Below are 11,277 nucleotides of genomic sequence, written 5' to 3'. Positions count from 1 at the left end.
GGCCAGCTCCGGCGTCAGACTGTGGTGCGGGATCCACCCCCCAAGGTGCTGCCGACGTCGACGGACAGCCGCCAACCCAATTTTCACGCCGGGGCAAGGCGTCACGCAGGGATACGCACACTGTGGTGGAAGCCGGGATCATCCAGTTCCATGGCCAGCGCGTACTTGAAGTCGATGCGGCAGCGGACCGCCTCGGCGGCCTGCCGGTCCGACAGGTCGAGCAGGAACTGCAGCACGCAGACGGTGGCGAGCTGAGCGGGCGAGATGCCGGGGCGGCCGTCGCGCGGGTACCAGTCGGCGAAGTCCGCGTCGCACCACAGCCCGTCCAGCCGGTCTCTCACCCACATCGCCGTCGTACCGCCCGGGTTGCTCGCCCGCGCCATCTGCCCGGTCAGAGACGGGACTTGCTCACCGGAACGGGCGTGGAGCGACAACGGGCACCTCGACAACTGCAACGGCCTTCGAAACAGCCCCGAGCATGCCCTCTGATCATGCTGCCGCACCGGGAAACACCAAGATCCCCGACAGAGTCAAGCTCAGAGGCGGCTGGCATGTCGACGAGTAACCCGGGCTGCCGTCCGGCCTCCCGGCTCCCCTCGTCGATCTGCCCACCGACGCTCAGCGAGCCGGAGTATGCCGCTCGTGAGCCTGACGGTAGGCGTGGACCGGAGTGTTACGACATGGTGCGATGCCCTGGGGCGGGCTGTGCCGTTACGGTCGCTGCCTGTTGACCCTTCGTGGACAGGCGCCCGGCTGGCGCGGGGGTCTTGCGGCGCATCCGGCGGGTGGCCGCATCCCGGCCGACGACCTCCTCGTTCAACAGCACCCGCAGCACCTCGGCGGGATCCCAGCGTTGCGCGCGGGCGGTGGCCAGTACGTCGGGCGCGGCCTTGTGCAGGTAGGGCAGCCGCATCCGGCGCAGGATCTGGTCCAGGGCGTCAGGGACTGGCGGGGTGGTGGGTTGGGTGGTCACTGGCCGAATCCCTTCCAGGAGTGGGTGCCGGGCTGGACGGAGTGGGTTTCCTCCGCGACGACCAGGTCTCCGATGGTGGCTGTGGAGGCCAGATGACCAAGGATGGAGGGCTGGTCGTCGTCGGCGAGCTGGCCTGCGATCGCGGCCATGCCCAGGGCCTCGCCGACTGCTTCGTCGCCGAGGGCGGCGGCGAGTTCGACGGCGCGGGCCATCTTGGCGCGGATGCGGGTGACGCCGGCGGCACCGGCCTCGACGAGCCAGCGGTGGGCGCGCTCGCCGAGGTTGAGGAACGCGATCTCTTGCGGGGTGCGGGGTTTCGGCGTGGGCCAGTAGATGCCGCGGCCGTCGGGGTGGCGCGGGGTGGTGGGCGTCAACGACGAGTGGTCGCCGTTCGATGGAGTCGGCTCCGTCGACGAGCGCGCGCAGGGCGTCCAGCAGGACCTTCTCGGTTTCGCCGTCGGCGTGGGTGATCGAGGCACTGATACGGCAGGTGTCGGAGCCGCCGACGTCGACGTGCCGGTGGGCCCGTGGCCACTCGGCGGCCTGCATGCCGCTGATGCCGAGCTCCCGTACGTCGATCACGATCTTCAATGGGTCGAAGGAGGCCGCGAGCCCCTCCTCGACGACCTCCTGGCCCATGGGCCGCAGACCGGGCAGGTCACCGGCCGCGCACCGGATGCGTTCGGCGCGGTGTAGCGCGGTGTCCAGGAGGTCGTGCCCGTGTTCGACCATCTGGCGGCGCCAGCCGTCGAGGGTCGCGTACACCAGGGTGGAGGCGCTGGTGGTGCCGAGCAGGTCTTCCCGCTGCTTGAGGGCCTCCGACGACACCCGGTCGTACTGGAGGTGGAAGACCAGCCTCCGGTCATGTCCTCGCGTGCGTTCGCCTCCCGCACCCGGGAACTGGTCGGCCCGGCCTTGCCCAAGGAGATGATCCTGTCCAACCAGCGCAAGCACTACCCCGGCATCGGACTGCTCACCGACGACGAGAGGGACACCGGCGCATGAGTTCCCTGATCAGCGCGGACGAGATCAGCCACGAGACAGAGTTCGTGTGGCTGGAGGACATCGACCAACTCGACTACGTCCGCCAGAGCCTGGACCGCCTGCCCACCCGCAAAGGCAAGCCCGCCTACCACCGCGACGGCCGCATGGTCGGGTACGCGATCCTCGGCCCCGAGGCCAAACCCTCCCGCGCCTCCGGAACCTTCCGGCGCCGTGTCTTCTGGCTCCTGCCCCACGACCGAGACAGCGAGCGCGGCGGTTTGTACGCCAAAAGTGCTCCCGCCGAAGCCGTCGACCCCCGCACCCTCAAACCATGCGTCAAGGGCTACACGACGGAGCACTCCGAAGGCGGCCCGCCCTCCCTCGCCGTGGAGGAACTCGGCATACAACTCCCGCTGTGAGCTGCGTGTCCGACAGAGCCTGCTGGCCCGCCTGCACTACCTCACCCGCACCGACCACGCCCGCGTAGCCGGCCTGACCGTCACCGACAGCACCCTGCGCACATGACTGGACGGCCGACGCACGCCCTCCAAGGCCGACCGTCCTGCCCGAGGAATCGACGAGCGCGATCGCGTCCCGCTTGAACTCCTCGGTGTACCGTTTCGTGTACTTGCTTCCCACCTGGTGCTACTTCCTCTGGAACCTCAAGATCCCAGTCTCCAGGTGTCCACGATCAAGGGGAAGCCCCAGTCAACGCCTTGGCCGAGCACCCGGACGGAGGCAAGGAAGGCCCGGTGTACGCGGAAGGTCAGTAGTCACTCCACCTTGTCCGGTCCCGGCGGCATCCCGGGGATTTCAGCCCAGGGCGGGATAGTCGCCGGCAGCGAGGTCGTCGATCAGGCTTGGGTGGGTAGGCTCCCAGCCGAACCGTTCCCGGGTCAGTGCACTCGACGATGGCATGTCAAGGGCGAACAGGCGACCGATGAGGCCGAAGCGCTCAGGCGGCGCCGACTCGACCGGCATCCCGAGAACGCCGCCGATAGCCTCGGCCAGCGACCTCATGGTGTCGCCCCCGTCGGCTACCGCGTGCAGGACCGTGCCCGGCGCAGCGTTCTCGAGTGCGATGCGGAACAGCGGGGCGACGTCAAGCCGGTTGACCGCCGGCCATCGCTGCGTGCCGTCGCCGACGTACGCTGACACGCCCGTCTTCTGCGCGGCGGCGATGAGCACCGAGCAGAAGCCGTATGCCGACCCGCGCTGGTGCACGGAGCGCGGCAGCCGCACGACAGAGGACCGGACGCCCTGGGCGGCCAGGGCCAGCACCACGTCGGAAGTGCGGCCGCGGCCACCGACCGGACCGTTGGTGGTGTCGGGGTCCTCCTCGGTGGAGGCGTGGCCTGGCAACATCGGCGTGAGGCCGGCATGCACGAACGGCTTGCCACTGCCTGCCAGTGCGGCCGCGAGGGTCCGCACGGCGCGTGCTTCCTCGTCGATGCCCTGCTCCAAGTTGCTCCAGTCGTTGCTAAAGGCCAGGTTGACGACACCATCGGCCTGCGCTGCGCCGGCGCGGAGGCTGTCAAGGTCGGTGAGGCCGCCGCGGAGCGGCATCCCGCCAGCGGCGGCGACGGCCGTAGCCGCGGCATCGGAGCGGACGAGGCCGAGGACCTCGTGACCAGCGGCGATGAGTTCGGGAACGACAACTGAGCCGATGCTGCCGGTGGCGCCAGTGACGAACACGCGCATGAAAGGCTCCAGATGACTGCTGCGACGCTGCGTCGCAGGAGGGGCATGGCGAGGGTCAGGCGTGGCGGTTGTAGGTGTGTGGATCCACGGGTTGCTTGGACTTGAGAAGCCCGCCGACCACGAGACGGTAGGAGTCGGTCACGAGTTCCTTCACCAGCTTGTCGTCGATGGTGTCTCCGCCTTCCACTGTGATCCAGTGTCTCTTGTTCATGTGGTAGCCGGGGGCGATGTCCGCGTACTGCTCACGCAGGGCTGTGGCGTCGTCCGGATCGGCTTTCAGGATCACGACGGGGCGTCCAGGCATGTCGGTCATGAGCATGAAGACCTTGCCGCCCACCTTGTGGAGCTCCCAGTTGGGGTCGAAACGATGCTCTTGGTCGGTGCCGGGCAGTTCCGCGGTGTGGTCGCGCGCGATCTTCTGCAGTTCCTGTCCGTCCAAGGTGATCAACTCCTCTGTCGGTTTCGAGTCCCTGGCGTGTCTCGGTTCGGGTCCTTGCACCGGTCGGTGGCCGATGGCCGTGGCGTAGACCACGACCATGACCTGCCGATCGGACGGTGGCCGTCCACTGTCTATGGGAGGACGCGGATGATTGTCTTCCCGCGGCGTCGCGTGGTCGGGTTGAGGGCGCCGATGGCATCGTCGAGGCTCGCGATGTCACCGATGTTGGTCCGCAGCCGTCCGTCCCGCACCCGCTGCACGATCTCACCGAGTTCGGCGCGATCGGCTTCGACGACGAAGTCCATGGCCAGGCCGTCAGTGGGCCGTGCTTCGACCGGGCCGACGACGGACACCAGTGCTCCTCCGGCCTTGATCAGGGCGGCGGACTGCTTCTGAACGTCGCCACCGATGACATCGAAGACCAGGTCGACGCCGCCGACGTCTTTCAGCGTGTCGTTCTCGAGGTCGACGAACTCGTGCGCGCCGAAGTCGAGCGCCTTCTCGCGGTCGGCGGCGCGTCCGGTGCCGATGACGTAAGCGCCGGCTTCACGTGCGAGCTGGGTCACCATCGTCCCGACTGCCCCGGCTGCGCCATGGGCGAGGACGGTCTGGCCGGCCTGGAGGCGGCCGTGCTGGAACAGGCCCTGCCACGCGGTCAGACCTGAGATTGGCAGGGACGCGCCTACCGTGAAGTCGACGTCGCCGGGCAGCGGTGCGAGGTTGCGTGCTTCGATCGCCACGTACTCCGCGAGGGTGCCGTCGCGGTGCCAGTCGGCGAGGCCGAACACCCGCTGCCCGACCGAGAGCCCCGTCGTGCCGTAGCCGAGGGCGGTGACCACTCCGGCCAGCTCGTGGCCGGGGATCGACGGTGTCTTGTCACGGCCGGCGCGATCGGCCCAGGTGGACGGCCACTCCGTCTCAGTGGGGACGAAGCCCGATGCATGGACCTGAACGATGACGTCGTTGATCGCTGCGAGCGGCTCAGGCCGCTCCGTCAGCGTCATTCCGGCCGTTCCCGCGGCCTGGTCGGTGACCACAATGGCTTTCATTGAAATGGCTCTTCCTCGTATGGGTGGTGGGTTTTGGTTTCCGGGTGGGTTTTTAGATGAAGGTGAACAGCTGGTCGGCTTCGAAGCGCGAGATCGGGGTGGTGTACACCCTCTCCGGGTCGGGGTAGCCGAGGGCCAGCAGCACCGTCGTGCTGTGTCCGGTCTCGCGGATCTTGAAGGCCTTGTCGACACTGGTCGGGTCGAACCCCTCCAGCGGCGTGGCCTCGACGCCGAGCTCGGCGGCCGCCATCATGGTCAGGCCCACCGCCATGTAGGTCTGCTTCTCCATCCAGTGGTTCAGGTCCTTGTAGCCGTAGTTGCGCAGGTTGAGGAAGTCTCGGGTCATGGATTCCCACAGCTCCTGCTTCGACGGGTCAGGGAACCGGCCGTCGGCCTTCTCCTTCGTGAACACCGCCTCGAGGTGGCTGTCGGGCAGATCTGCCCGGGTGGTGAGGATGATGGTGTGCGACGCGTTCAGGATCTTCTCGGCGTTGTCCTGGAATCGTTCGCCCAGGTTGTTGGCGAGCCGCTCCTTGCCTTCGGGCGTGGCGAGGACGTAGAAGTGGTTGGGCTGTACGTTCACAGATGACGGCGTGGAGCGCAGGAACCGCAGCAGCTGCTGAAGGGTTTCCTCCGGAATGGTCTTGCTGGGGTCGAAATACCTGGTGAGGTGCTTGTTCATGAGCTTGTCGAGGTTCATGTCGATCTGCCTTCATCTTGCGATGAGTGGGTGAGGAGTGGTGGGGCGCAGGGTTTGGGCTAGTTCGTGCCGCGGGCAAGTAGTTCGCTGATGCGCTGGAAGCTGATTCCTGTCGTCGCGGTGGTGAGGTCACCCGCGACGAGAGCCTTGATGGCCTGGTCGAATGCCTCCATAGCGTGGGTGTAGAGCGCTGGACCCACGCTGATGCGCTTGACCCCGGCCTTCTGTAGTTCAGCGACGGTCAGCACCTTGTCAGCCGGCGAGATGAGGACGTTGACCGGTGTCGGCGCGACGGCGGTGACGATCGCGACGAGTGCGTCGAGGTCGGGTGGGTAAGGGGCGTAGAGCACATCCGCGCCGGCCTCGGCGAAGGCCGTCAGGCGCCGGATGGTGTCGTCGAGATCGGGCCGCCCCTGGATGAAATTGTCGGTGCGGCCGGTGACGACGATGCGCCCGTTAGCCGCCTCGACGGCACTGCGTATGCGGTTGACTGCCTCGTCGAAGTCGCGGATCGGTTGATCGGGATTGCCCGAGGTGTCTTCGATCCCGATACCGGCCAGGCCGGACTCGACGGCGGCTTCCACGGTCGCAGCGACGTCTTCGGGCGTGTCGCCGTAGCCGTCCTCGAAGTCTCCGCTGACGGGTAGCCCTGTGAGCCGGCCGAGCAGCCGCGCATGCTCGAGGTGCTCGCCACGGGTGACTTCGTGACGCCCGTCGGACCGGCCGAGTGTGGTGGCGAGTGCCGCCGATGACGTCGCGATCGCCTCGAAGCCGGCGTCGGCCAGCATCAGCGCCGAGAGGCCGTCCCATGCGTTCGGCATGACGAGGCCGCCGTCGCGGGTGTGCAGTGCCATGAATTTTTCATAGACTTCGGAGCCCGGCATACCGAACCTTTCCCGAGTGATCGTTTTGGGGCGGTGAGGGGTTTACCGGCTGTGCGCGCGGCCTCGACGGGGGTCCCGGCGATCAGCCGGGCGTACCGGCCGAGCTGATGGCGGGGATGTCGATGTCGGTCTGGTTGACGTTGTTGATGAAGTTGGTCAGCAGGACCTGCACCGCCACCGTGACGATCGCCAGGATCTGCGGGTCGGTGTACCCCGCGCCTCGCACAGCCGCCAGGTCGGCGTCGCTCACCCGACCGCGGCTCTCCACCACCTGCTGAGCGAAACGAGCGACCGCGGCGCGCCTGGGATCGGTCGAGCTCCCGGCCCGGGCCAGGTCGATGTCATCGCTCGACATGCCACCGAGTTCGGACGATACGTATGCGTGCATCGCCAGGCAGTAATCGCAACCGTTGGCCTGCGACACCGCGAGCGCGATGGTGTGCCGCGTCTTCGCGTCCAGAACCCGGCTCAAGGTGCCCTGCAGCGTCATGACGACGTCGAGGACGGTCGGGTTCGACGCGAGAGCCGCGAACATGTTCGGGACGAAGCCGAACTGTGCGCCAACGTTGTCGAGGATGCCCTTCGCCCCATCGGAGACGTCGTCAGGAGAGGGAACGTTCAGTCGTGACATGGCGAATCAACCTCCGGAGGTGTGTGAGTGGTCAGCGTCGAGCCCAGGTCGGTTCTTACTACTTCGCAGGTCCAGCCCCGTTGTGACTGCGAACCCTGCGGCATTTTTTGGGCTGTGTAGCCCACTTCTCAGAGTGAACACCCTCGGATCTGGGCTGTCAAGCCCAATCTGGGGTATCGTTAAGCATGACCACCACTACGGCAGCTCCGGCCCCTCACAAGCTCACATCAAAGGGGCAGGCAACGCGTGCCCGCATCCTGGAGCACGCTGCGGAACTCTTCTACACAAAGGGAGTCCACGCGACGAACAACGAGCAGCTCCGCCGCGCCGCCGGCGTCAGCGGATCGCAGCTCAACCACTACTTCCCGACCAAGGAGAGTCTCGTCCTGGCCGTGATCGCCTGGCAGGCCGAGCGCGTCCTCACGTTCCACCGCGACGAGCGATTCGCCGGCTTCGACAACCCCGACGCGCTCCGGGCGTGGGCGGATTTCTACGTCGGCTACGAGCGCGCCTACCAGGAAGGCTGCACCCTCGGCTCCCTCGCGAGCGAGATCATCAAGACCGACCTCGACGTTCACGACGAGCTTGCGAGTGCGTTCGACCAGTGGAGGGGGATCTTCCGCGATGGAATCGAGCGCATGCAGCAACTCGGCCGCATCAGCGCTGAGGCAGATCCCACGCAACTGGCCAATCTGTTCCTTGCTGCCTTCCAGGGAGGCATGCTCCTCGCCCAGGTCGCACGGGACATCGCTCCGCTGAAAGACGCGTTGCAGACAGCCATCGACTACCTGCAGACCTTCGCGACGTCTCCGGACGCCGGCGTACTCCAAGCTCGGTAGCCGCCTCCACGCGCGTATGGGTCAGCGGAGCGTGCACTTCCGATCACAGAAGTACCGGCGGACCCGCAGCCGGACTATGACCTCGCGAGGCCCCAACGGCCGTTCATTGAGGGCTTGTTGATACGTGCTAGGTATGCGCCTCGCCTGTTTCCGGCAGTCCGGGCACCGCCCCGGGCGAGCGATGGACACGGCCTCCACCATGAGGACGTCGGAGGAGTCGCTGACGCGCTCCACTCGCACATCGATCCCGGGAAACAGCACAGCCTCGACCGTCTTGCTTGCCATGCCGGGGGCATACTCTGCCGCAACGATCCCTCGCTCACCACCCTGACCTGGTGATTCACGGAACTGCGGGCAGAGCCATATTCAAAGATCACTATCACCCGTCGCGTCGTCTTCGGCGGCCATGTCCTCCAGGTCGATTACCCCGTCCGCTTGGTGCTGTGCGAGGTTGCGCAAGTAGGTCACCTTGGCCCGGGAGCGGCGTGGATGCTTCGCGGTTGGCGGCCCGCCGTTCCTATCGCCTTCTGCCACTCGCTGCTGCGAGAGCGGCGCAGGGGTCCGCGATGGAGGGTAGACGCGGGATCGATACTGGTGGCCTTTCCTGGACCCAAGCGGTGCGAGCGTGTCCCCATTGCTGCGGATCGAAAAGGGACGGAGATGGGATCGTGCGGGTTTCTCCCCAGCAGTACGGCACGGCGGCGCGTGCCTGCCATACGGCGAGGGAGACCCACGCCGTGGCATCCTTCCGGGCTAAGCCCTGGCCGGCGCAGCCATACACGGCTTCGCGCGGCTTCCTTGGAGAAGGATTCGACATAGGCCGCTGCGCCGTTCAGAGCGTCCCGCAGGAGCTGTGTGCTGCCAGCGGGCTGGCCGAGGAGCATGCCCCCTGAAAAGAGGCCAGGGCAGGTGCGTGAGCGCCTCGGGTTCGGTGTCCTCCCGGAGATCGCCACGGTTGTGTATCGCCCGCCGGCCTGCGCAAAAGACGCCAAGGCCGTCTTCGGCCTTCATGGCCTCGTTCGCCAAGGAGCCGACGAGCACCCGCCACGGCACACATCCTCCCGCTCGATGTACGCGCGGGCACACAGCCGCAGGGACTCGAAGGTGTCTACTCATCCCAGCGCCGAGATTCTGTGGAGGGCGATGACGCTCTCAGCTCGCCAGACAATTACGGCGCGGACCAAGCTCTCCTTGGTGGGAAAGCGCCGGGCTAGCTACGAGCCGCAAACGCCTGCAGCGTGGTGGACCTGCTCGCTGTTGGTGTTCTGTGGCATCGACGCCACCGTCGCCATCCTGGTCCACCTCTGCTCGCCCTGGACGAGCTGGCCGGACTCGGGGTGCGGTGGGTGAGGACGGGTCCCCAATCGTGCCGCTATCGACTCCGCCGCCCGAGTCTCCGCGGTGGCACCCCATCGGCCGCGTCGCCGTACCAAGCGATGCAGGAATAGCTTGTCCGATTCGCCCGAACCGGACACCAACCGACCGTGCCGCCCGGCCAGGCGGTTCGTGAGACCCCGCAGGCCGGGCGTCTACGCGCAAACAGACATCACGAAAGGGAGGGCCCCACATGACGGCAGCCACCGAAAGCTTCGACCTTGTAGTCCTCGGCGGTGGCAGCGCGGGCTACGCTGCCGCTCTGCGCGGTGCTCAGCTCGGCCTGCGCACGGCGATGGTCGAGAAATACAAGCTAGGGGGCACCTGCCTGCACAACGGGTGCATCCCCACCAAGGCCCTGCTGCACGCGGGCGAGATCGCCGACCAGGCCCGTGATGCACAGCTGTTCGGCGTGATGGCCACGTTTGAGAGCATCGACATGCCCGCGGTGCAGCGGTACAAGGACAAGACGGTTGACAGCCTGTGCAAGGGGTTGACAGGCCTGGTGAAGGCACGCGACATCACCTACATCGAGGGTGAGGGCCGGCTGTCCTCCCCGACGTCGGTCGATGTCAACGGCCGGCGGGTCCAGGGGCGCCATGTGCTCCTCGCGACCGGCTCCGTACCGAAGTCGCTGCCGGGCCTGGAGATCGACGGCAACCGGATCATCTCCTCCGACCACGCCCTCGTCCTGGACCGCGTGCCGAAGTCCGTGATCATCCTGGGCGGCGGTGTCATCGGCGTCGAGTTCGCCTCGGCGTGGAAGTCCTTCGGCTCCGACGTCACGGTCATCGAGGGCCTGAAGCACCTCGTCCCGGTCGAGGACGAGAACTCCTCGAAGCTGCTTGAGCGCGCGTTCCGCAAGCGCGGCATCAAGTTCAACCTGGGCACCTTCTTCCAGAAGGCCGAGTACACCGCCGACGGCGTCAAGGTCACCCTCGCCGACGGCAAGGAGTTCGAGGCCGAGGTCCTGCTGGTCGCCGTCGGCCGCGGCCCGGTCTCCGCCGGTCTCGGCTACGAGGAGGCCGGGGTCGCCATGGACCGCGGCTACGTCCTGGTCGACGAGTACATGCGCACCAACGTCCCGACCATCTCCGCGGTCGGCGACCTGGTCCCGACCCTCCAGCTCGCGCACGTCGGCTTCGCCGAGGGCATCCTGGTGGCGGAGCGGCTGGCCGGTCTGAAGGTCGTCCCGATCGACTACGACGGTGTCCCGCGGGTGACGTACTGCCACCCCGAGGTCGCCTCCGTCGGTATCACCGAGGCCAAGGCCAAGGAGATCTACGGCGCGGACAAGGTCGTCGCTCTGAAGTACAACCTGGCGGGCAACGGCAAGAGCAAGATCCTCAACACCGCCGGCGAGATCAAGCTCGTCCAGGTCAAGGACGGTGCGGTGGTCGGCGTCCACATGGTCGGCGACCGTATGGGCGAGCAGGTCGGCGAGGCCCAGCTGATCTACAACTGGGAGGCGCTGCCGGCCGAGGTCGCCCAGCTCGTCCACGCCCACCCGACGCAGAACGAGGCGCTCGGCGAGGCCCACCTGGCCCTGGCCGGTAAACCCCTCTACACATACGACTAGCGGTGGTTTGTTAGGGCGGGTTCAGGTAGGGGTTGAGTCGTTGGCCGTGGCTGACTGCGTCGATCAAGTCCTGTAATGCTGCTGGTGGGGGCGTGCTGGACCAGGCTTTCCACCAGCGTTGCAG

Annotated in this window: 15 protein-coding genes and 1 pseudogene; 6 read left to right on the top strand and 10 right to left on the bottom strand. The window is 67.0% G+C overall.

Features of this window, described 5'->3' with window-relative positions; translation table 11 throughout:
• Positions 1 to 101 precede the first annotated feature (101 nt).
• The 3 genes from ACTWQJ_RS35815 to ACTWQJ_RS35805 form a co-directional block, all read right to left on the bottom strand.
• The gene (locus tag ACTWQJ_RS35815) at positions 102 to 434 is read right to left on the bottom strand and encodes a transposase (RefSeq protein ID WP_443310631.1); all 333 of its coding nucleotides are present in this window, start codon (positions 432 to 434) and stop codon (positions 102 to 104) included.
• A 239-nt stretch (positions 435 to 673) separates the two neighbouring features.
• Positions 674 to 973, bottom strand: coding sequence for a hypothetical protein (locus ACTWQJ_RS35810; RefSeq protein WP_443310630.1), 300 nt, complete (start codon positions 971 to 973; stop codon positions 674 to 676).
• Entirely contained in the window at positions 970 to 1,347 is a 378-nt protein-coding gene (locus ACTWQJ_RS35805; protein WP_443310629.1) for a hypothetical protein, read from the bottom strand. Before ACTWQJ_RS35805 ends, ACTWQJ_RS35810 begins: the two co-directional genes overlap by 4 nt.
• Here ACTWQJ_RS35805 and ACTWQJ_RS35800 point away from each other — a divergent pair.
• The 4 genes and pseudogenes from ACTWQJ_RS35800 to ACTWQJ_RS35785 all read left to right on the top strand — a co-directional run.
• On the top strand, positions 1,337 to 1,669 hold the full coding sequence (locus ACTWQJ_RS35800) for a hypothetical protein (RefSeq protein WP_443310628.1): 333 nt from the start codon (positions 1,337 to 1,339) through the stop codon (positions 1,667 to 1,669). The genes ACTWQJ_RS35805 and ACTWQJ_RS35800 overlap by 11 nt on opposite strands.
• A gap of 24 nt (positions 1,670 to 1,693) precedes the next feature.
• Positions 1,694 to 1,978 carry a hypothetical protein gene (locus ACTWQJ_RS35795; protein ID WP_443310633.1) on the top strand — a complete coding sequence of 95 codons (285 nt, stop codon included), beginning with the start codon at positions 1,694 to 1,696 and terminating at the stop codon, positions 1,976 to 1,978.
• Positions 1,975 to 2,376 carry a DUF6009 family protein gene (locus ACTWQJ_RS35790; protein ID WP_443310627.1) on the top strand — a complete coding sequence of 134 codons (402 nt, stop codon included), beginning with the start codon at positions 1,975 to 1,977 and terminating at the stop codon, positions 2,374 to 2,376. Before ACTWQJ_RS35795 ends, ACTWQJ_RS35790 begins: the two co-directional genes overlap by 4 nt.
• Before the next feature lie 10 nt (positions 2,377 to 2,386).
• A pseudogene (locus ACTWQJ_RS35785) lies at positions 2,387 to 2,479 on the top strand (transcriptional regulator); the annotation flags it as partial.
• Positions 2,480 to 2,770: 291 nt separating this feature from the next.
• On the opposite strand, the gene ACTWQJ_RS35780 reads toward ACTWQJ_RS35785, so the two are convergent.
• The 6 genes from ACTWQJ_RS35780 to ACTWQJ_RS35755 all read right to left on the bottom strand — a co-directional run bounded on the left by ACTWQJ_RS35780 (position 2,771) and on the right by ACTWQJ_RS35755 (position 7,361).
• On the bottom strand, positions 2,771 to 3,658 hold the full coding sequence (locus tag ACTWQJ_RS35780; protein ID WP_443310626.1) for an SDR family oxidoreductase: 888 nt from the start codon (positions 3,656 to 3,658) through the stop codon (positions 2,771 to 2,773).
• Between the two features lie 55 nt (positions 3,659 to 3,713).
• Positions 3,714 to 4,097 carry an MmcQ/YjbR family DNA-binding protein gene (locus ACTWQJ_RS35775; protein WP_443310625.1) on the bottom strand — a complete coding sequence of 128 codons (384 nt, stop codon included), beginning with the start codon at positions 4,095 to 4,097 and terminating at the stop codon, positions 3,714 to 3,716.
• A gap of 131 nt (positions 4,098 to 4,228) precedes the next feature.
• On the bottom strand, positions 4,229 to 5,146 hold the full coding sequence (locus ACTWQJ_RS35770; protein ID WP_443310624.1) for an NADP-dependent oxidoreductase: 918 nt from the start codon (positions 5,144 to 5,146) through the stop codon (positions 4,229 to 4,231).
• Between the two features lie 52 nt (positions 5,147 to 5,198).
• Positions 5,199 to 5,846: a nitroreductase family protein gene (locus tag ACTWQJ_RS35765; RefSeq protein ID WP_443310623.1), complete on the bottom strand. Its 648-nt coding sequence runs from the start codon at positions 5,844 to 5,846 to the stop codon at positions 5,199 to 5,201.
• Positions 5,847 to 5,905: 59 nt separating this feature from the next.
• Positions 5,906 to 6,700, bottom strand: a complete 795-nt coding sequence (locus ACTWQJ_RS35760) for an isocitrate lyase/PEP mutase family protein (RefSeq protein ID WP_443310622.1) — start codon at positions 6,698 to 6,700, stop codon at positions 5,906 to 5,908.
• Between the two features lie 112 nt (positions 6,701 to 6,812).
• Positions 6,813 to 7,361: a carboxymuconolactone decarboxylase family protein gene (locus ACTWQJ_RS35755; protein ID WP_443310621.1), complete on the bottom strand. Its 549-nt coding sequence runs from the start codon at positions 7,359 to 7,361 to the stop codon at positions 6,813 to 6,815.
• 185 nt (positions 7,362 to 7,546) lie between these two features.
• Between ACTWQJ_RS35755 and ACTWQJ_RS35750 the strand changes: the two genes are divergently transcribed.
• Positions 7,547 to 8,200: a TetR/AcrR family transcriptional regulator gene (locus ACTWQJ_RS35750; RefSeq protein ID WP_443310620.1), complete on the top strand. Its 654-nt coding sequence runs from the start codon at positions 7,547 to 7,549 to the stop codon at positions 8,198 to 8,200.
• Between the two features lie 21 nt (positions 8,201 to 8,221).
• On the opposite strand, the gene ACTWQJ_RS35745 is transcribed toward ACTWQJ_RS35750, so the two are convergent.
• Positions 8,222 to 8,401, bottom strand: coding sequence for a transposase family protein (locus ACTWQJ_RS35745; RefSeq protein ID WP_443310632.1), 180 nt, complete (start codon positions 8,399 to 8,401; stop codon positions 8,222 to 8,224).
• Between the two features lie 1,366 nt (positions 8,402 to 9,767).
• On the opposite strand from ACTWQJ_RS35745, the gene lpdA reads away from it, so the two are divergent.
• Positions 9,768 to 11,153, top strand: a complete 1,386-nt coding sequence (lpdA, locus tag ACTWQJ_RS35740; RefSeq protein WP_443310619.1) for a dihydrolipoyl dehydrogenase — start codon at positions 9,768 to 9,770, stop codon at positions 11,151 to 11,153.
• Positions 11,154 to 11,277 lie beyond the last annotated feature (124 nt).

This window comes from Streptomyces sp. KR55 (assembly GCF_052245645.1).
Lineage (GTDB): Bacteria > Actinomycetota > Actinomycetes > Streptomycetales > Streptomycetaceae > Streptomyces > Streptomyces flavusporus.
Note: the sequence above shows the minus strand (reverse complement) of the source record. Positions and strands in the feature narration are given on the sequence as shown.

Coding starts and splice junctions, on each gene's coding strand:
- ACTWQJ_RS35760 (WP_443310622.1), bottom strand. CDS start 6,700: ATGGCACTGCACACCCGCGACGGCGGCCTCGTCATGCCGAACGCATGG.
- ACTWQJ_RS35770 (WP_443310624.1), bottom strand. CDS start 5,146: ATGAAAGCCATTGTGGTCACCGACCAGGCCGCGGGAACGGCCGGAATG.
- ACTWQJ_RS35780 (WP_443310626.1), bottom strand. CDS start 3,658: ATGCGCGTGTTCGTCACTGGCGCCACCGGCAGCATCGGCTCAGTTGTC.
- ACTWQJ_RS35755 (WP_443310621.1), bottom strand. CDS start 7,361: ATGTCACGACTGAACGTTCCCTCTCCTGACGACGTCTCCGATGGGGCG.
- lpdA (WP_443310619.1), top strand. CDS start 9,768: ATGACGGCAGCCACCGAAAGCTTCGACCTTGTAGTCCTCGGCGGTGGC.
- ACTWQJ_RS35790 (WP_443310627.1), top strand. CDS start 1,975: ATGAGTTCCCTGATCAGCGCGGACGAGATCAGCCACGAGACAGAGTTC.
- ACTWQJ_RS35750 (WP_443310620.1), top strand. CDS start 7,547: ATGACCACCACTACGGCAGCTCCGGCCCCTCACAAGCTCACATCAAAG.
- ACTWQJ_RS35765 (WP_443310623.1), bottom strand. CDS start 5,846: ATGAACCTCGACAAGCTCATGAACAAGCACCTCACCAGGTATTTCGAC.
- ACTWQJ_RS35745 (WP_443310632.1), bottom strand. CDS start 8,401: ATGGTGGAGGCCGTGTCCATCGCTCGCCCGGGGCGGTGCCCGGACTGC.